Annotated in this window: 14 protein-coding genes and 1 pseudogene; 4 read left to right on the forward strand and 11 right to left on the reverse strand. The window is 72.3% G+C overall.

The window, feature by feature from the left end; genetic code table 11:
• Positions 1-256 precede the first annotated feature (256 nt).
• Positions 257-1,636, forward strand: coding sequence for an MFS transporter (locus HMPREF2863_RS00635; RefSeq protein WP_067190968.1), 1,380 nt, complete (start codon positions 257-259; stop codon positions 1,634-1,636).
• Between the two features lie 87 nt (positions 1,637-1,723).
• Here HMPREF2863_RS00635 and HMPREF2863_RS00640 read toward each other — a convergent pair whose 3' ends face one another.
• The 4 genes from HMPREF2863_RS00640 to HMPREF2863_RS00655 form a co-directional block, all read right to left on the reverse strand.
• Positions 1,724-4,546 (reverse strand): hypothetical protein, encoded by a 2,823-nt coding sequence (locus HMPREF2863_RS00640; RefSeq protein WP_067190967.1) that lies wholly within the window; start codon positions 4,544-4,546, stop codon positions 1,724-1,726.
• Positions 4,533-7,169: a serine/threonine-protein kinase gene (locus tag HMPREF2863_RS00645; RefSeq protein WP_070637225.1), complete on the reverse strand. Its 2,637-nt coding sequence runs from the start codon at positions 7,167-7,169 to the stop codon at positions 4,533-4,535. The genes HMPREF2863_RS00640 and HMPREF2863_RS00645 overlap by 14 nt, the downstream gene beginning before the upstream one ends.
• A 195-nt stretch (positions 7,170-7,364) precedes the next feature.
• Entirely contained in the window at positions 7,365-7,964 is a 600-nt protein-coding gene (locus HMPREF2863_RS00650) for a helix-turn-helix domain-containing protein (protein ID WP_067190965.1), read from the reverse strand.
• Complete coding sequence (locus HMPREF2863_RS00655; protein ID WP_067190961.1) at positions 7,945-8,337, reverse strand: hypothetical protein; 393 nt, start codon at positions 8,335-8,337, stop codon at positions 7,945-7,947. The genes HMPREF2863_RS00650 and HMPREF2863_RS00655 overlap by 20 nt, the downstream gene beginning before the upstream one ends.
• 255 nt (positions 8,338-8,592) lie before the next feature.
• Between HMPREF2863_RS00655 and HMPREF2863_RS00660 the strand changes: the two genes are divergently transcribed.
• Both HMPREF2863_RS00660 and HMPREF2863_RS00665 read left to right on the forward strand, forming a co-directional pair.
• Positions 8,593-9,231: a class I SAM-dependent methyltransferase gene (locus HMPREF2863_RS00660; protein WP_067190959.1), complete on the forward strand. Its 639-nt coding sequence runs from the start codon at positions 8,593-8,595 to the stop codon at positions 9,229-9,231.
• A gap of 227 nt (positions 9,232-9,458) precedes the next feature.
• On the forward strand, positions 9,459-10,070 hold the full coding sequence (locus HMPREF2863_RS00665) for a class I SAM-dependent methyltransferase (RefSeq protein ID WP_245232143.1): 612 nt from the start codon (positions 9,459-9,461) through the stop codon (positions 10,068-10,070).
• A gap of 231 nt (positions 10,071-10,301) precedes the next feature.
• Here the strand turns inward: HMPREF2863_RS00665 and HMPREF2863_RS00670 are convergent.
• Positions 10,302-11,132: pseudogene (locus HMPREF2863_RS00670) on the reverse strand (ArgP/LysG family DNA-binding transcriptional regulator); the annotation flags it as partial.
• A 15-nt stretch (positions 11,133-11,147) separates the two neighbouring features.
• Between HMPREF2863_RS00670 and lysE the strand changes: the two are divergent.
• Positions 11,148-11,762: an L-lysine exporter gene (gene lysE / locus HMPREF2863_RS00675; protein WP_067190953.1), complete on the forward strand. Its 615-nt coding sequence runs from the start codon at positions 11,148-11,150 to the stop codon at positions 11,760-11,762.
• 32 nt (positions 11,763-11,794) lie between these two features.
• On the opposite strand, the gene HMPREF2863_RS00680 is transcribed toward lysE, so the two are convergent.
• The 6 genes from HMPREF2863_RS00680 to HMPREF2863_RS00705 form a co-directional block, all read right to left on the reverse strand.
• Entirely contained in the window at positions 11,795-12,364 is a 570-nt protein-coding gene (locus HMPREF2863_RS00680; RefSeq protein WP_246828790.1) for a PIN domain-containing protein, read from the reverse strand.
• A 17-nt stretch (positions 12,365-12,381) separates the two neighbouring features.
• Positions 12,382-12,894: a helix-turn-helix domain-containing protein gene (locus HMPREF2863_RS00685; protein WP_067190949.1), complete on the reverse strand. Its 513-nt coding sequence runs from the start codon at positions 12,892-12,894 to the stop codon at positions 12,382-12,384.
• Between the two features lie 328 nt (positions 12,895-13,222).
• Complete coding sequence (locus tag HMPREF2863_RS00690) at positions 13,223-14,650, reverse strand: aldehyde dehydrogenase family protein (RefSeq protein WP_070637227.1); 1,428 nt, start codon at positions 14,648-14,650, stop codon at positions 13,223-13,225.
• Between the two features lie 311 nt (positions 14,651-14,961).
• The gene (locus HMPREF2863_RS00695; RefSeq protein WP_067190945.1) at positions 14,962-16,485 is read right to left on the reverse strand and encodes an APC family permease; all 1,524 of its coding nucleotides are present in this window, start codon (positions 16,483-16,485) and stop codon (positions 14,962-14,964) included.
• A 118-nt stretch (positions 16,486-16,603) separates the two neighbouring features.
• A complete protein-coding gene (locus HMPREF2863_RS00700; protein ID WP_070637332.1) occupies positions 16,604-17,620 on the reverse strand; it encodes an AraC-like ligand-binding domain-containing protein in 1,017 nt (338 codons plus the stop codon).
• A 180-nt stretch (positions 17,621-17,800) separates the two neighbouring features.
• Positions 17,801-18,391 carry a TetR/AcrR family transcriptional regulator gene (locus tag HMPREF2863_RS00705; protein ID WP_067190941.1) on the reverse strand — a complete coding sequence of 197 codons (591 nt, stop codon included), beginning with the start codon at positions 18,389-18,391 and terminating at the stop codon, positions 17,801-17,803.
• Positions 18,392-18,464 lie beyond the last annotated feature (73 nt).

Genomic DNA, 18,464 nt, shown 5'->3' on the forward strand with positions numbered 1-18,464 from the left:
GTCACCTCACGAGGTGACGGCGCCGTCGTCGTGTCATCACCGCTGGACGAGCCTGTGCACCCTGAGCCACGCGACAACGCGGCACATCTCACATCATGGGCGGATTCTCACGACACGGTGTGACACGGCTCACCGACTCGGATAGAGTGGCGCCACCGAGTTCCCGACCGAACGGTCGGTTCCCCTCACTCGACTCGGCTGTCCAGCCGCTCCGGCGGACCGGACACTCTCGCACCGTCTTCCCACTGGAGTTTTCATGAGCACCACCTACACCGACACGCTCGGGCAGGGTTCCGCCGCGAAGAAGCGCGAAGAGCGCAAGGTCCTCGCGGGCACCCTCGTGGGCACCACGATCGAGTGGTACGACTTCTTCATCTACGCCCAGGCCGCCGGCCTCGTGCTCGCGCCGCTGTTCTTCGAGCCGATGGGTGAATCCGGCTCACAGATCGCCGCGTGGGCCTCCCTCGGCATCTCCTTCCTGGTCCGCCCGCTCGGCGCGATCGTCGCAGGCCACGTCGGCGACAAGTTCGGCCGCAAGGTCGTCCTGGTCTTCACCCTGATCGGCATGGGCGCCGCCACGGTGCTCATCGGCCTGCTGCCGACCTACGCGACCATCGGCATCTGGGCTCCGATCCTCCTGATCCTCTTCCGCCTGCTGCAGGGCTTCTCCGCCGGCGGCGAGTGGGGCGGCGCGGCCCTGATGTCCGTGGAGCACGCCCCGCGCGGCAAGCGCGGGCTCTTCGGCGCCTACCCACAGATCGGCGTGCCGCTGGGCATGATCCTGGCGACCATCATGATCTTCGGCATCTCCACCTTCATGGACGAAGAGCAGTTCATGTCCTGGGGCTGGCGCATCCCGTTCCTGTTCTCCTTCATCCTGATCATCGTCGGCCACCTCATCCGCAAGGCCGTGGAGGAGTCCCCGGTCTTCCAGGAGATGCAGCGGCTGAAGAAGGAGGAGTCGGCCCCGCTCGGCGACCTCTTCCGCGGCCACTCCACGTGGGTCGTGCTCGCCGCCCTGATCTTCGCCGCCAACAACGCGGCCGGCTACCTCGTCATCGCCTACTTCAACGGCTACGGCGTGAAGGCCCTCGGCATGGAGCGCACCGAGACCCTCGCCGCGTCCCTCATCGGCGGCTTCGGCTGGCTGGTCTTCACCCTGTTCGGCGGCTGGATCTCGGACAAGATCGGCCGCAAGCTGACCTTCCTCATCGGCTACGGCATCGTGATCGCCTGGGCCATTCCGATGTGGTCCCTGCTGAACACCGCCTCCCTGCCGCTGTTCGCCCTGGCCGTCTTCATCCTGACCATCGGACTCGGCCCGTCCTACGGCCCCCAGTCCGCGATGTATGCGGAGATGTTCCCGGCAAACGTGCGCTTCTCCGGCATCTCCATCGGCTACGCCCTGGGGTCCATCATCGGCGGCGCCTTCGCTCCGATGATCTCGGACCTCATCCTGCAGCGCACCGGCAACCCCTACCTGATCGGCGTGTACATCGCCGCCCTGGGCGTGGTCTCCTTCATCGCGGTCTGCTTCGTGCCGAACGGCATCCAGGACCGCGACCTGCACGACCACCGCGACGAGATCTCCGACGACCCGGTCGCCGAGATCCGCGAGGCCGAGAAGCAGGCCTGATCCTCCTGCCCGTCACCGCCCGGTGACGTCACGACGGCGGTCCCCTCACCTTTCGCAGGTGAGGGGACCGTCGTCGTTGTCCTCCGTTCAGCGGGACTCGGCCAGGAAGCGCTCAGCGCGACGGCGGACGTCCCCATCCTGGCGGGCGAGCTCCTGCACCCGCTGCTCGAGGGACTCGGCGCGGTCCAGGAGCCGGTCCGCCAGGCGGGAGGACCACGGCTGCCCCTCAAGCTCCTCGAGCTCGTCCCAGGCCGCCAGCAGCGCCGAGGAGTAGAGGCGGTGGGCCGCCTCCTCCGGGCTGCCGGCAGGCCCGGTCCCGAGGACGGCGACGGCGTCCAGCGCGCTCCGGTCCTCCTCGAGCAGCAGTCGTTCCAGGGTGCTGCGGCTGCGGCGCAGCGAGTCGGCGGTGCGGCCCCGGCCGCGGCGGCCGGCGGAGACCCCCGCGAGGGTCTCCGTGATCGCCCCGAGGCCGACGAGCAGCACGGTGCCAGCCACGGTCACGACCGTGCGGGTGGTCGATGCCTCGGCCGGGTCGACGGCGTCCTCCGCCCGTGCGTGGGTCTGCGTGCCGGCGGCGCGCACCTCGGCGCCGACCACGGTGGCGAACTGCGCCGGGTCGGTCAGGTCCCGCAGCGGCACGGACGTGCTGTCCGCGGCGTCGGCGGCGGGGTCGGTCTGCGGAGTCGTCCCCGTGGCCACCGGTCCGGTCATCGGCTCCAGCGCGCCGCCGCGGCCGTCCGGGTAGACGACCACCGGCACCACCGCGACGCCCGGGAGGACGTCGCCGGTGGCCGGGTCCACCACGTCCTCCGACAGGTCCGCCTTGATGTCCTCCAGCAGCTGCAGGACGCTCTCCTGCGTCACGGGGACGGCCTCGTCCGTGGCCTGGCGCTCCGGGTCCCGCCGCAGGACGGTCTCGGCGTCCCGGACCGCCACGACGACGTCCAGCCCCTCCGCCAGCTCGGCCCCGGCCAGCCGGGAGACGTGGTCCCGGTCCAGCTCCAGCTCGGAGTGACCGTCCAGGGGGAGCCCGTGGACGGAGACGTCGCCGGGGTCCTGCCGTCCGGGCAGGAGCCCGGCGGGGTCCCGCTCGAGCTGGTCCGCGGCCGCGGTGCCGAGCCCGAAGGAGACCAGGAGCGCGAGGAGGACCCCGCCGACGCGCGCGGGTGCGGTCAGCCGGAAGCGACCGTGCCGGTCCTCGGTGAACGCCCAGGCGAGCGGGCCGCCGCGGCCGGTGCCGGAGGCCGACGGTGAGGCGGACGTGGAGACGGACGTGGACGGGGCCTGCTCGCCGACGGTGGGGGCGGCGGGGCTGGCGAGGCTGGTGGGGTGTGCCGGGGCGGTGGGGTCGGCGGAATCCACGCCGCGGTCCCGGGCGACCGACGCCAGGACGTCCTCGGGGTGTTCGCCGGCCGAGACCCGAGCCGCCGCCACCGCGCGGTCCACGGCGTCGAGGGCGCCGCCGGCGGGCAGGGCATCGAGGCCCAGCCCCTCGCGAGTCGCGCGCAGGTCCGCAGGCTGCGCCGGTGCGGGCAGGCCCGGCCAGCCGTCGAGCAGGCCGCGGACCGACGCGGCACGCTCGACCGCCTGCAGGTAGGGCACCGCGACCGATCCCACGCGGCCTTCGTCCGCGTTCGCCGCGGCCGCGGTGAGCGCGTCGGCGCAGGCCCCGATCCGCTGCTCGGCGGCCGTCCACGCCTGGGCGTCGAGGGCCTCCGGTTCCTGCCGGAAGGCCTGCAGCCGCGCCAGGAGGTCGTCTACGGCGTCCTGGAGGTCAGCGGCGGCCTCGAGCGTCTCGGGCGGACGCCCCTGGGCGCCCCGCACGGCGGCGACGGCCCGGCGGGCCGGCTCCACGAGGGCGGCCGCGACCTCGTCCAGGACCTCTCCGCCGCCGGCCACGGCCCCCTGGACCAGGGACGCCGCCTCCAGCGCCTCGGCCTCCGCCCGCACCCGCGCGGCGTCTCGGGCGTAGGCCCGCACCCGCTCCTCCGTGTCGGCGCCGGGCCGTGCCGTCTCCTCGGCGATCAGGCCCTCCCGCCGGGCCAGGGCGACGGCGCCGGCGCGGACCTCGTCCCACTGGGCGCGCATCCGCTGCGTCCGGTGCTCCTCCGGCACGGACAGCGCCGAGACCTCCAGCGCCTCGAGCTCGAGGACCACGTGGGACATGTCCGTCCGTGCCGTCCGGTGCATCCGGCGGAGCTCGGCACGGGCACGCAGCGCCCGGGCCGTCATCACGCCGCCGAGCACCGTCAGGACCCCGGGGACGGCCACGCGGCCCACCCAGGTCCCGAGGTCGGGCTCGGCACCGGGGTCCGCGAGCGCGGCGGCCGTCCGGGCGGTCACCGCCACGGCGCTCGGCCCGTTGCCGGCGTCCCGGTTCGTCTCGTAGGCGATGCTCAGCACCTCCGCCGGGCTCGGCTCCCTGCCGAAGGGGGCGTGCCCGCGGGGGAGGTCTCCCCCGTCCGGGAAGGCCGCCGGGTCCACGGTGACGCCCACCTCCCGGCGGCGATCCTGCACGTCCCCCACGGAGCGGCTCAGCTGCGTCGAGATCAGCACGTCCGCCTCCGGGCCGCTCCGGCCGTAGTCCGCGGGCGGCAGCAGGTGCTCGTCCGTCACCGCCACCGTCAGCGGGGACCAGGCGCGCACGTCGAGCCGCTCGGCCGCGGCCTCCACCCGCTCCTGGGTGATGCCGTGGGGCAGCCCCTCCGGGATCCGGAACTGGACCCGGTGCTCCGGCTCCGCGGTGACCGCGGCGACCCCGGCGGCGCCGAGGCCCACGGTCGCCGCCGCGGCGAGGGCCGTGGCCCCGGCCCAGCGCGCCGGCCTGACGCTCCAGTCCCCGAGCAGCCGCGCGGCCAGCGGCCGGTCCGGTCGGTCGTGCGGTCGGGGGTCTCGCTCAACGTGAGTCACGCAGGAACCTCTCTGCCCGGCGGTGCACGTCCTCGTCCTGGCATGCCAGGTCTTCCACACGGTCGCGCAGCGCCTCGGCCCGGCGCACGGTGTCCGGCCGCCGCTGGGCGCCGAGCGGCAACGAGCCGAGGGCCTCGGCCTCCCGCCAGGCGGTGACGAGCGCGGACTCGTAGAGCCGCTGCCCGGCCTCCTGGGCGGAGCCGGCCGGACCGGCTCCGAGGATCGCCACGGCGGACAGCTCCCGTTCGTCCCGGCCGAGCATGAGCTGCTCGAGGCCGCCCCGGGCCGCCCGCAGGGCACGGCCCGTGCGCCCGTGGCCGCGCAGGCCCAGGGCCGTGCCGGCGAGGGCCTCGAGGATGCCGCCGAGGGCGAGGAACATGACCGAGCCGGAGGCGGTGAGCACGGCCCAGAGCGGCAGGAACTCCAGGTCCGCCTCATAGGTGCGGTTGGACTGGATTCCGCGGGCGACGTCCTCGATCTCATGGGCCACAGCGCTCGCCATCAGACCGGGGTCGTCCGCGTCCCACAGCGGGGCGGAGGTGCGTTCGAAGCTGTAGCCGCCGAGCCAGGACTCGGTGCCCTCGTAGACGTGGCCGGTGAGCGCGGGCATCACGCCCCCGCGGCCGCCCTGCCACACCATCAGCGGGATGATCACGGCGTTCGGCTCCAGCTCCCCGGTGGCCTCGTCCGTGAGCTCCGGGAACTCTCCGATGAGCTTCTCACTGCCCTCCAGCGCGCTGTCCAAAGTGACTCGGCGGCTGTACTCGGAGGCGGTCTCCTCCGGTGCCCGGTCCAGGTAGTCCTCTGCCCGGCGCACGGCCACCGTCACGTCGAAGGACTCCGTCAGCTCCGGGTCCACGCGGCGGCGGATCTCCTCCGCGGTGAACTCCACGTCCGAGGCCGGGAGCAGCTGGGCCCCGTCCACCGTGACCTCACCGACCTCCTGGTCCCCCTCCAGGTACCAGTCCGGCTCGGCGGTGGCCTGTGCGGCCAGGGGCGCCGCCGCTCCGGCCAGGACCACGGCGGCGAGGGCACCGGCCATGCGGGTGCCCCGGCGGAAGCGGAAGCGGCCGGCCTGGGGGATCCCGGCCGAGCCGGGCACCGCCCCCGGGGCAGCCGCAGACGTGGGTCGGGTCTGCGCCGAGACGGACGGCGAGACCTGGTCCCCACGGGCCGTCCCGGCCTCCGCCACCAACGCGTGCAGCGGCTCTCCCGCGGCGGCCCGGGCCAGCAGCAGGACCTCCTGCACGCGCAGCAGCGACGCCTCCACCGGAGTCGGCGGCAGCCCGATGCCCTCGCGCACACCGGCCGTGCCGGCGACGCCGCGGTCCGGGAGCAGGGCACGGCGCAGCTCGTTGCGCCCCTCGGCGTCCGGCCCGGCGTCCAGGGCGCGGGTGAGCTCGAGGGCGCACTGGCCGATGCGGGCCTCGGCGGAGATCCACCGGCCCACCCAAGAGGACGTGTCCTCTCCGGGGGTGCCGCGGACCTCCTCGAGCAGCGAGAGAAGACGGTCCACGGCGTCCCGCAGGTCGGCTGCGGCCGCGTCCACACGCTGGTGTCCCGGCTGTCCCGGCCGATCCTGGCGTGGTGCCTGCCCGAGGCGGGCCAGCGTCTGCTCCGCCGGCGCCACCAGGGCTGAGGCGACGCGGTCCAGCACGTCCCCGGCCCCGGCGAAGCCACCGCGGACCTCGGCCGTGCCGGCCAGGGCGGCTGCATCCTCGGCAAGGCGGTCGGCGGCGTCGGCGTACCGGTCCACGGCCGAGGCGGTCCGCGGCGTCGGACGGCGCAGCCCGGACTCGAGTTCCTCCTCGCGCTGGAGGAGGAAGAGGGCGCGGCCGGAGAAGTGGTTCCAGTCCTGGGCGGAGCCGGACGGACGGCGGTCCTCCGGGAGTGCGAGCACGGAGACTTCGAGCGCCTCCAGGTCCATCACCACGCGGGCGACGCGTGCCCGGGCCAGGCGGAAGCGGCGGCGCAGCTCGGAGAGCGCTCGGACGGCGCGGGCCCAGAGCAGGCCGGCTCCGAGGGTCAGGGCGCCCATGGCGCCGGTGAGGCCGATCCACAGCAGCGGTTCCCGCGGCAGGCCGGAGTAGGAGAGTTCGCCGGCGGTGCGGGCCATGGCCACCACGGAGGCGGCGGAGTGCCCCATGTCCCGGTTCCGCTCGAACGCCTGGTGCAGCTGGATCGAGGGGCGGTCCGTGGGGGAACCGGTGTCCTCGTCCTCGTCGGGGAAGACCTCCGGGTCCACGACCACGCCGTTGTGCCGCTCCGCCGGGAGCGTCGAAGGGTCGTAGCCCGGGACGGTCATGTCCACGGGCATCCGCTCCAGCTGCGTGGAGAGCTGCACGTCCGCCGGGTAGTCGGCATCCTCCTCGAGCGGCCGGGCGATCCATTCGTCCGTCACCCGCACGGTGATCGGCTTCCAGGAGCGGATCGGGTCCTGCTCGGTGAGAGGGTCCACCCGCTCCTGGGTGATGCCGTACGGCAGCGGTTCCTCCAGCTGCAGGCGCACCGGCTCCCCCGGCTCGGCCGCCATCGTGCCGATGCCGGTCAGGCCCACGGCCACCGTCCCGGCCGCCAGCAGCGCGGTGACGGTGCCCCACAGGCCCCTGCGCATGGATGCCATCGCTTCCCCTCCGCCCCGGACGCTCGCCGGAGCCTGCTCTCCAGCCTAGGTGTACTCGGTCATCAGGCTGGGGACACTGGGCGGCGTGGGCGCAGTCTGCCCAGTGCGGTGCGGCGAGCGCCGCGGGGGCCGGAGGCGAGGTGAGGCGGGCGGCCGTCCGGGCCCTGCGGCCGCGGGATTAGCCGCTGCGAGACGTCAGAGCGGCCAGACCTCCAGGGAGTCGGTGAGCCGGATGCTCACCCCGGAGACGCGCCCGCGCGGGCCGAGCAGCACGTGGACGACCGGATCCGCCTGCTCCCCCTCCGCAACGCCCCGCACCACCACGGCGCGCCGGCTCCCGGCAGCACCCGGGTCCGCCGGCAGCGGGGCGCCGTTCAGCTCGTGCACGGTCAGGTCCACCGGGGGCGCGCAGCGACCGGCCAGGTCCTGGACCTCCTGCATGGTCTGCCGCAGCACGGTCTGCGGCAGCGCGGCGCGGGCCGTGCTGGTCATCAGGGCGTGCACCGCGGTGAGGTCTCCGGAGAACCAGGCCCGGACCGCACGGTCGGCGCTCTGGAGCGCCGTTTCCAGCCAGCTCCCCCGCCCCGCCGCCCCGGCGGCCGGCGCCGCGCCTGCGTCTGCGGCGGCCTGGAAGCGACGGTGCGCCGCCTGCCGGCTCACCCCGAGGGTCTGGGCGATCTGCTCCCACGTCCACCCGGCCTCGCGGGCGCGGTGGACGGCGTGGTGCAGCCGCCGCTCGGCCGCCGCCTGGGCGGCCAGCGCGGCGGTCAGTTCCTCACCGGGATCGCGGGGCATCCTCCGAGTCTGCCCCATCGGCGGACAACGGAAGGAAAGCGCCGACGCCGATGGCCACCGCGATGCCGAAGATCACGGCGGTGGCGCCCTCGAAGATGTTGAGCACGGTCAGCACGGCCGCGACGGTGGCCCCGGCCAGGATCTGCAGTGCCTTCGGGCCATCCCAGGTGGGCTGCCAGCGGCTGAACAGCGAGCCTGCGAGGGCGCCGCCGCGGGCCCGCATGAGGGGAGCACACCAGGCACCCACCGTGTAGGCGAGGCCGGCGAGGGCACCGGTCAGCAGCGCCGGCCCCAGGTCCGCGTCGGAGGTGAGGCCGTGAGTGACGAGGACCAGGATGATGGAGACGACGGTGGCCATGGGCGTGAGAGCCATGTGACCGAGGTTATGGCCGGCCTCGGGAAGCGTCAATACCGAGTTGACAGGTGCGCCGGGGGGCGCCGGCGGAACCGCGACGGGGGCGGCCGGGGTGTGCTCCCGGGCGATGGTGCGCGGGCGTCGAGATGCAACGAAGGTTTCAGAAACGCGCCAAGCCGATTCATACGCTGATCAGGACCTGAAGGGCTGGTACCGGCTTCTCCTGCCCCTCACTTGAACGGCGCACGGGATCACGGTCGTTACCCTCGATCCATGCCCCTCCGTCTGCGCCCTTCCGTCCTCGACGACGCCGCCCGGGAAGGACTTTCCACCAGCCGGGCCGCCTATGGCGCCCGCGCGGCCGAGTACACCAGGCAGCTCGGCACCATGGCCGCTGTGGCGGAGGACGACAGGCTGCTGGTCGAAGCCTGGGCCGACCGGGTGGATGGGGTTCTGGCCGACGTCGGCTGCGGGCCGGCCCACTGGACCGCGCACCTGGCCTCGCTGGGCCATGAGGTGACGGGCATCGAGCCGGTCGAGGAGTTCGTCACCCATGCGCGCCGAGCCCACCCGGAGGTGCGCGTGGAGCCGGGTTCGTTCCAGACCCTGCACGCAGCCGCCTTCAACGGGATCCTGGGCTGGTACTCGATCATCCACACGCCACCGGTGGAGATGCCTCTCCTCCTGGAGCGCGCGCACCAGGCGCTGCGCCCGGGCGGGTCACTGCTGCTGGGCTTCTTCGCGTCAGACCAGGTGGAGGCCTTCGACCACGCCGTCACCACGGCGTGGTATTGGCCGGTCGATGAGCTCTCCCGCCTGTTGATCGCGGCAGGATTCACCGTGCTCGACTGTGGCACACGGCAGGACGCCGGCGTACGCCGCCACGGATGGATCGAGTCCAACCGGAGCTGAGGCGTCCGGCGCTCTCCGCCCCAAGCCGTCCAAGGAACCGTCCTTCGCGATTCGCGTGCGATCTTCACGGCGTCTCGACAGTCAGCGAGCGCTCCCCGTGGGCGCCGCGAACCGTCGTTTGCGGCAGACCTGATCCTCGCCACAACCCTCGCCATGGGGAAGCCGCGACGCACCATCGCTCGTCGCCTCCTCTTCCCCCTATGTGCCCAGACCGAGATACTCAGACCATGCCAGCCACCCCCACAAGTTCCAGCGATTGGGCCTCCTACAATGCCGCGCGGGCAGGCACCTCGGCCGTGCGCCCTCTCACCGACCGCGCACTCACAACACTGCGGGCCACCCACCAGAACCTCGCAAGTCTGCGCGCTGTCGAGCTGGGAAGCGGCGCCGGCATCGAAACCCGACGCCTTCTCCAGGAGGGCATGATCGTCCACACCATCGACATCGACCCAAGCGTCGAAAAGCACATGAATGAACTCACCACGCTCGGCATCCTCGAACACCGGACGGGCCTCATCGAGGAGTGGGATCCCCTCCCCCACGCCGATCTGATCCTGGCCAACGCCTCTCTGCCATTCGTCCCTCGCGCACGCTTCACCTCGGTGTGGGAGCGCGTCAAGCACGCCCTGCTGCCAGACGGGATCCTGGCGGTCGATCTCTTCGGCTCCGATGACACCTGGGCCTCTGACCTGGGCACCTACCTCACCCGGAAAGAGGTGGACGAACTCCTCGACACTTTGGAGGTGATCGAACTGAACGAGCGCAACGAAGAAGGGCATGCGTTCGACGGCATCAAGCACTGGCACACCTTCACCGTTATCGCCCGCCACCCAACCTGACCCCTTCGCGCCCGGCCTCTGGCGAGGGAAACCGCGCAAACGGTCGTTCATGACGACGCCCCCGCCATGCGCCGTGTGCGCCACCTCCGGTCCTGTCCGCCCACCGCACGGCTTGAGCACGGCTCGGCGGGTGCCTCTGCGCCCACCCCTTTCTTCAGAATGCAGTCACCGCATGCCTGACATCATCGAACTCCCCCTGCCCGCTGACGGTCCGCGACCCGCGGCGCCGCCTCACCTCCGCTCGAGCGTCCGCTGGGCCGCCTCCCGCACCGCTCGCGTGAGCCGCACCAGGCGCGTCACGGGCAATGTGGTCGCCTGCCAGTACAGGGGCACGAGGACGTCGTCGAGCCCGGGCACGCGGACCAGCCGGCCGGCGCGCACGTCCTCGACGGCCTGGGCGTCCACGAGCATCCCCCACCCCAGGCCGGCCCGGACGGACCGGTGGAACCCGTCGAACGACGGCGCCAGGTGCGTGGGCGGGGCGACGTCCAGTCCGGCGCCGCTCAGCGCGAGGCGCTGCAGGTCGTCCTTCGCGTTGTAGCGCATCATGGGCATCGCGCCGAGGTCGACGACGTCGCCCGCCGCGTGTCGCGCGAGCAGGGCGGGCGAGGTGAGCGGGACGTAGCGCATGCTCCCCAGCGGCTCCGCCGCGCACCCCTGCACCGGCTGCGGCTCCGTGGTGACGGCGGCCAGCACCTCGCCGCGGCGCAGCAGCCGGGCGCTGTGGTCCTGGTCCTCGACGTGCAGGTCGAGGACCGTGTCGTCCCAGTCGGCGGCCTCCGCCAGGACGGGCCCGAACCACGTGCCCAGCACGTCGGCGGGCACGGCCAGGGAGGTGACGCTGCGCCCGGCCGCCGTGCGGCCCAGCCCGGCCCATGCCTCCTGTTCGAGCGCCCGCATGTGCCGGGCCACGCGCACCAGGCCGATGCCGGCCTCGGTCGGCTCGCAGGGTGTGCCGCGCCTTAGCAGCACCTGGCCCACCTCCCGTTCCAGGGCGCGGATGCGCTGGCTGACCGCGGAAGCGCTGACGCCGAGCTCGTACGCGGCCGCCTCGAACGAGCCCTAGCGTCCTCACCCATGTGGACCCTCGCCGGCACCGGCCTGCTCACCGGACTCGCCCTCATCGTCGCCATCGGCGCCCAGAACGCCTTCGTGCTCCGCCAAGGCGTGCGCCGGGAGCACGTGAGCGCCGTCGTGCTGGTGTGCATGGCCTCGGACGCCGTGCTGATCCTGGCCGGCACCGCCGGGGTGGGCGCGCTCGTGCAGGCCGTGCCGTGGCTGCTCGAGGTCCTGCGCTGGGGCGGCACCCTGTACCTGCTCTGGTTCGCGGTCTCCTCCCTGCGTGCCGCGCTGCGCCCGCAGGGGCTCGTGGCCGAGCAGGCGCCGCGCACCGCGGGTTCGGTCATCGCCACTACGCTCGCGCTGACCTGGCTCAACCCGCACGTCTACCTGGACACCGTGGTGCTGCTGGGCAGCCTCGCCAACCAGCACGGTCCCGACGCGCGGTGGGTCTTCGCCGCCGGCGCCGTCGCCGCCTCCGTCCTGTGGTTCACCGCGCTCGGCTACGGCGCGCGCCTGCTGGCCCGGGTGCTCGCCGACCCGAAGGCGTGGCGCGTGGTGGACGTGGTGATCGCGGTGGTCATGGCGGTGCTCGCGGTCCGGCTCATCGCCGGTTCCGGCGTGTGGGGCTGAGTCGACGACGGCGGCTCTGGGGTCGGGTTGAATCAAGGTCGCTCAACGTCGACCCGCCAGAGCTGGGCTCGTGCGGCCTCCGCGAACAGGGGTGCACCGCACGGCACCAGCCGTTCCAGGACGTCACTGACGGTCAACGGAGGATTCCGTGTCGCGCCCGCTTGGGCTGCGAGAGCCGTCATCACTCGAGCCGGGTCCAGGTCGAGCTGGTTCATGAAAAACTCGTCCGGACTCTGCACCTCGATGTCGAAGGACTCAACGACCTCACGCGGGAAGTCCTTGAGATTCGCCGTGACGATCAGGTCGGCACGCCCCTGGATCGCGGCGGCGACCACATGCCGATCATCGGGGTCTGGAAGATCAATCCCGGGCACGAGCTGCCCCCACCCCTCGACCCGCGCGTCGTCGAAGGCGGCGTCCATGACCTCCGCACGGTGACGCGCCGCCCCCGACGCACGCATGTCTGGATGCATCGTTTCCAGTGCGCGCACAGTCTCGTCGAGGATCTGACCACTCCATACCGGCCGATAGAGGCCCGCCTCGGCCAGATGCAGCAAGGTGTCCGCTTGGGCGATGGGCACGAGGACGCACGCGTCGAGCACGGCACTGAAGCGAGCCACTACCCGCGCTCACCCCGGAGGTCGGCGCGAGCCTGACGCAACGCCTCGCGGTAGGACTCCGCATCCTGGTCATAGAGCCCCGCAGACGAGGCCTCCCCTACGAGGGCTCTCAGCGAAGCACGTCGCTCCCCTCGCTTTCGCTGCTGATAGGACACGACGTCTTGGAGCCGGATGCGTCGGTGCCGACCACCGGTCGTCCTCTCGTACGGCAACGCACCCTCCTCGAGCAGCCTCACCAGCGTGGGACGACTGATGCCGAGGAAGTTTGCCGCCTCCTGCGTCGTGAGCAGCTGGTCGACGGGCGCCACCGTGATGGCTTTGCCCACCCGCATCGCCTCGACGACATCCCTCAGGACGTTGAAAGCCTCTGCCGGCAGGGGGACCTTCTGCCCATCAGGGCCGACCAGGGCGGCCGGCTGCGTCAGGCCGTCGAGGAACCTGCCGACGTCGAGCATCTCCTCGAGATCCGTGGGCGGCAGCACCGTGTGCTTGTCATTCACCGTCGCAGTCATGGAGCAAGACTACCTGCGAAAACGAAAAATTCGTAGCTCCCTCTCGCGTCCGCTTCCCGCTCCGGGGCGCCGCGTCAGCCGCGCACGTAGGCACGCAACTCCTCGATGACGGGCCCTGCAGGTGTGGGTGAACCACGACAACCACCATCGGCCGCATACCCCCTGCGGACAGGCCTCGCCGGGAAGACAGACCGAGGCGAGCGTCCGTCGTCGGGAAGCGCCGGGACGGGCCCGGCCCCCGCCGATCACACGCAAGAGCCCGGAGGGCGTCCGCAGCGGACGCACCCCGGGCCCTCGCCTCAGCGGGGTGCTCCCCCGCAGACCTGCCTCAGGCGGAGATCACCTTCGGGACGGCCATGTGCTTCAACCCCTCCACGCCGAACTCCAGACCGAAGCCGGACTGCTTCACGCCGCCGAAGGGCACGCGCGGGTCGATGGCGCCGTGCTTGTTGATCCAGGTGGTGCCGGCCTGCAGACGGGCGGCGACGTCCTTGGCACGCTCGATGTCCGAGGACCACACCGAGGAGCCCAGGCCCACGTCCAGGCCGTTGGCCCACTCGACCGCCTGATCCAAGTCCGAGTAGCGGATGATCGGCAGCGCCGGGCCGAACTGCTCCTCGGCCACCAGCGGGTTGTCGTTGCTGATGTCCGCCACGAGGGTGGTCGGGTAGAAGTGGCCGGGCGCGGACTCGTCCGGATCGCCGCCGATGAGCACACGGGCGCCGGAGTCCTTCGCCGCCTGCACCAGCTTCGCCACGATCTCGTACTGGGCCCGGTTCTGCAGCGGGCCGAGCACGTTCTGCTCCTGAAGCCCGTTGCCCATCGGCATGGCCTTCGCCACGGCGGTGAGCTCCTCGCAGACGGCGTCGTACAGGGAGTCCGGCACGTAGAGGCGCTTCAGGGCGGCGCAGGTCTGGCCCGTGTTGATGAACGCACCCCAGAACAGGCCCTCGGCGATCGCCTTCGGGTCCGCGTCGTCCAGGACGATCCCGGCGTCGTTGCCGCCGAGCTCCAGGGTGATGCGCTTCAGGTCCTCCGCGGCCGAGCGCATGATCGCCTTGCCGGTCTCGATCGAGCCGGTGAAGGTGATCTTGTCGATGCCCTCGTGCGCGGTGAAGGCCTTGCCGAGCTCACCGTCGCCGGCAAGGACCTGCAGCACCCCGTCCGGCAGCACCTGGTTCATCACGTGCGCCAGCGCCAGCACGGACAGCGGGGTGTACTCCGACGGCTTGAGCACCACGGTGTTGCCCATGCGCAGGGCCGGGGCGATCTGCCAGATCGAGATCATCATCGGCCAGTTCCACGGGCCGATGCCGCCGACCACGCCGATCGGCTCCCAGCGCAGCTCGGCGGTGCCGGACTCGTCGTCCACGAGCGTCTCCGGCTCGATCGGGAACGCGGCGGTGGCGCGAGTCCAGGCCACGCAGCCGCCGACCTCGAACGCGGCGTTCGGGCCGTTCTTCACCGGCTTGCCCTGCTCACGGGAGAGCAGCTCGGCCAGGCCGGCCGCGGAGGCCTCGATGGCGTCCGCGGCCTTGTTCAGGTGCGCCGAGCGCTCGGCGTGAGAGAGGGCGGCCCAGTCCTTCTGCGCGGCGCGGGCGGTGGCGACGGCCTCGTCCAGGTCGGCAGGGGTGGACTGCGGCGCGTAGCCGACGACCTCGCCGGTGGCGGGGTCCTTCAGTTCGGCACCCTGGCCTTCGGGGGCGGAGACGGCGGCGAGCAGGTCGGCGCAGCTGAGGGCGGGGTTCTCGGTCATGGTGTGTCCCTTTCGGTGTGGGTCCGGCGCGGAGGCCGGGAGGATGTCTGAATCCAGTCTTGCAGGTTCGGTGTGGTGTGGGTCACGGGTGGGGTGTAGGGGTGCGCGCCCGGGTGCGTGCCGCGGGGTGCGCGCCGCGGGGTGCGCGCCGCGGGGTGCGCGCCCCGCATAATCGACGAAAAGTCACCAGATCGCGGAGAATCTCCTCGATCCTGTGACGAACCGTCGATTCCGCCGCTTCCCGACGACCGCCGCTCCCCGACGACGGCCGCTCACCATCCGGGCGCGGCGCCCGGCGGGCGGCGGACGCCTCAGGCCAGTTCACCTCCGGTGGCGATACGGGCGTAGGTCTGTGGCCGGTTGGCCTTGAGCCAGAGCGCCCAGGCGGTGCCGAAGGCGCCTGGGGCCACCACGATCAGTGGCAGCAGCCAGCTCAGGACGCTCGGCCCCTCGGCACCGATGAGCACCGGGAAGTTCACCACCACGAGGGCGAACAGGACGATCAGTCCGAGACCGGCCAGGGCCGGGGCCACGATTCGGGTCCAGGCGCCGTACTCGTCGGCGTAGCCGCGGAGGAACCCGATCACGGCCAAGGAGGTCATGGCCATCAGCAGGATCAGGCCGAAGGCGCCCATGTTGGTCAGCCAGGTGAAGAGGGTGACCACCGGGTACAACGGGTCGTCCGACCCGGCACCGGCGAACCCGAACAGTCCGATCACCACGAGAGACAGCACGGACTGGGCCAGCGAGCCGGCCACGGGCGCGCCGGTGCGGCGGGAGGTGTGGGCCAGGAACTGCGGGAGGATGCGCTCGCGGCCGAGGGAGAAGAAGTAGCGGGCCACGATGTTGTGGAACGCCAGCAGCGCGGCGATGAGGCTGGTCAGGAACAGGATGTTCGCCAGGTCCACCCACCATGCCGGCGTGTTCTCCGCGAAGAACGCGAACATCAGGTCCGGGCCGAACTCCTGGGCGCGGGGCACCACGCCGCTCGGCCCCTCGGAGACCACCACGGCCCAGGCCGAGAACGCGTAGAACAGGGCGATCACGGTGATGGCGATGACCGTGGCCCGGCCGGCGGTGGTCTTGGGGTCCTTGACCTCCTCGTTGTAGATCGCGCCGGACTCGAAGCCCATGAACGCGGCGATCGAGAACACGAGGGCGGCGCCGACCCCGGCGGTGAAGAGCTGCTCGGGCAGCAGGCCGTCCGCGGTGATGCCCTCGGGGGCGGCACGCAGGCCCATGACGTCGAAGACGATCACCACGGCGAACTCGAGCAGCACGATCACACCGATGACCTTGGCGTTGACGTCGATCCGGTTCACGCCGAGCAGGCCCACCAGGACCCAGGCGGCGAGAGCGCACGCCCACCAGGGCACGGACAGCCCGAACATGCCGTCCAGCAGGGAGGACAGCACGAAGCCGAACATGCCGGCGATGCCGATCTGCATGCAGTTGTAGGCCACCAGCGCCACCAGCGAGGCACCGACGCCGGTCGGCTTGCCCAGGCCCTTGGCGATGTAGGCGAAGAACGCGCCGGCGTTGTGCACGTGCCGGGACATGGCCGCGTAGCCGATCGCGAAGAGCAGCAGCACGGCGCCGAGCACCACGAAGGACAGCGGAATGCCGAGCAGCCCGGTGACGGCGAAGTTCGAGGGGACGCCGCCAGCCACCACGGTGAGCGGGGCCGAGGCGGCGATGATCATGGAGACCAGGGAGGGGACACCGAGGCGGCGGGCGCCGAGGCGCTCATCCGCAGGGACGTCGGCGGCGACACGGCCGACGGCAGCGGCGTCGGTGGGACGCGCCTCGCGCGTGGTTCTTGCTGCGGTGCTCATAGGCACCTCCTGTGAGACGGATGGAGTGATGTGACTCACTCCAGGATGCGCATGCACACCCTGCTCGGATTGACCGTCCGGGAAGAGCGGTTGCCTCTGCGCGCAGAGCCCGTCCGGCTCAGGCCGCGGCGCGGCGGGACTGCCCCGGCGTCACGCCGAAGCGGGCCCGGAAGGCCCGCGAGAAGTGCGCCGGATCGGTGAACCCCCAGCGCGCGCCCACCACGGCCACCGGCCGGGTGGCGCAGGCCGGGTCCGCGAGCTCCTCGCGGCAGCGCTCGAGGCGGCGCGAGCGGATCATCGCGGCCACAGTGGTGTCCGTGTCCTCGAACAGCAGGTGCAGGCTGCGCACAGACATGAAGTGGGCGGCGGCGATCGTGGCCGGGGCCAGGTCCGGGTCCGCCAGGTGCGCCTCGATGTAGGCGACCACCTGGTCCCGCTGGCGGTCCCGCTCCCCCCGCCCGCCGCGCGGGGCGGGCAGGCAGGCGGAGGAGGCGCCGTCGTCGTGGATCCGGTTCCCGACGGCGGCCGCCGCACCCTCCGGTGTGCTGCAGCCCAGAATGTCCGTCACCAGAGTGCCGACCAGGTCCACCACGTTGCGTGCCAGACGCGCGCCGACCGTGGGGTCAAGCTGCGGAACGACGCCGGCGGCCTGGCGGAGGAAGTCGCCGACCGCGTCCCCGAGGTGATGGTCCGCGTCGAGGGCGGTGGCCGTGAGCTGCCCCGCTTGGGCCGGGTCCATGCCGAGGGCGGCGTGCGGGAACATCATCACGTGCGAGGAGAAGTCGCGGTCGAAGGTCAGCTCGTAGGGCAGGGAGGTGTCGTAGAGGGCCAGCCGGCCCGGCTCGAGAACCACCTCGCGGCCGTCCTGGACGAGCAGGCCGCGGCCGGACAGCTGCAGGGAGAGCTTGAACAGGCCCCCGCCGCCGGCGCCGGTGAGGCGTTCGGTGCGGCGGACGGTGTGCGGGGAGGCGTGCAGCGTGGACAGGCCGATACCGCCGACGCTGGAGAGCTCGATGCGGCCTCGGAAGGCGTCCCCGGCATGGCCGGGGGAGGACTCGGCCTCCAGCGGGACGAAGGAGTCCGAGATGATGCCTCGCCAGGTCTCGTAGTCCATGGCAGTGGCGCAGGTCCGCATGAAGTGCCTCTTCCCCAGGACGGTCACTGGCTCCGGTGACGGTCCGCGCGGAGGGCACGGAGCCTGCCAGAGTGTGACCGGGTTCACGATTTCTCCGAGTGTAGAGCTTCTCCGGCGCCGTGGACAGGGGTGCATCGGAGAACCGGGGCGGACTGCCAGGCAGGGCAGGGGCCGCCGTCGTCATGCAGAGAGCAGGGCGAGAAAAGCCTCGAGCTGGGCATCGAGCGAGTCCGGTCCATGGCGCTCCGGGTCCATCACTGCTGTCACCTGGGTGCCGAACAGCCAGGCCAGCAGGGCCTCGACCACCGGGCCGGTCGGAATGTCAGGGCGCAGCATCCCATCCACGGCGGCCTCTGCCAGCATGCCGTGCAGACGGTCTCGCCAGGCAGCCATCGTGGCAGCCGCCGCGAGGGCTTCCGCCTCCTGCCGCGCCGCCTGGTCCCAGAAGGACAGGACGAGGCGGGCTTCACGGACGAGCTCGTCGCCCCGCGGGATCACCTCGCGGCACAGCCGCCGCATCGCCTCCACCCCCCGGGCGTCGGCGAGCGCGGCGTCGATCCGGGCCTCAGTGCGCTCGAAGACGTGGGCGTAGGTCGCCTCGATCAGCGCGCTCTTCGTGGGGAAGTACGGCTTCAGGGCGCCGTTGGCGTAGCCGGCCTCCTCTGCGATCTGCCGCAGGGTCGCGCCGGACAGACCCCGATCCGCCACGACCTTCCAGGTGGTCTCCACCAGCTCGCGGCGGCGGGCGTCATGGTCGACGAGACGGGGCACGGCAGGCTCCCTTCGGTCAGGCGGGTCGGACGAGCGGACGAGTGGACGAGCGGACGAGCGGACGAGCGGACGA

Source organism: Micrococcus sp. HMSC067E09 (assembly GCF_001812555.1).
Classification (GTDB): Bacteria; Actinomycetota; Actinomycetes; order Actinomycetales; family Micrococcaceae; genus Micrococcus; species Micrococcus lylae.

Coding starts and splice junctions, on each gene's coding strand:
- HMPREF2863_RS00635 (WP_067190968.1), top strand. CDS start 257: ATGAGCACCACCTACACCGACACGCTCGGGCAGGGTTCCGCCGCGAAG.
- HMPREF2863_RS00695 (WP_067190945.1), bottom strand. CDS start 16,485: ATGAGCACCGCAGCAAGAACCACGCGCGAGGCGCGTCCCACCGACGCC.
- HMPREF2863_RS00650 (WP_067190965.1), bottom strand. CDS start 7,964: ATGCCCCGCGATCCCGGTGAGGAACTGACCGCCGCGCTGGCCGCCCAG.
- HMPREF2863_RS00665 (WP_245232143.1), top strand. CDS start 9,459: ATGCCAGCCACCCCCACAAGTTCCAGCGATTGGGCCTCCTACAATGCC.
- HMPREF2863_RS00655 (WP_067190961.1), bottom strand. CDS start 8,337: ATGGCTCTCACGCCCATGGCCACCGTCGTCTCCATCATCCTGGTCCTC.
- HMPREF2863_RS00690 (WP_070637227.1), bottom strand. CDS start 14,650: ATGACCGAGAACCCCGCCCTCAGCTGCGCCGACCTGCTCGCCGCCGTC.
- lysE (WP_067190953.1), top strand. CDS start 11,148: ATGTGGACCCTCGCCGGCACCGGCCTGCTCACCGGACTCGCCCTCATC.
- HMPREF2863_RS00645 (WP_070637225.1), bottom strand. CDS start 7,169: ATGGCATCCATGCGCAGGGGCCTGTGGGGCACCGTCACCGCGCTGCTG.
- HMPREF2863_RS00700 (WP_070637332.1), bottom strand. CDS start 17,620: ATGCGGACCTGCGCCACTGCCATGGACTACGAGACCTGGCGAGGCATC.
- HMPREF2863_RS00685 (WP_067190949.1), bottom strand. CDS start 12,894: ATGACTGCGACGGTGAATGACAAGCACACGGTGCTGCCGCCCACGGAT.
- HMPREF2863_RS00660 (WP_067190959.1), top strand. CDS start 8,593: ATGCCCCTCCGTCTGCGCCCTTCCGTCCTCGACGACGCCGCCCGGGAA.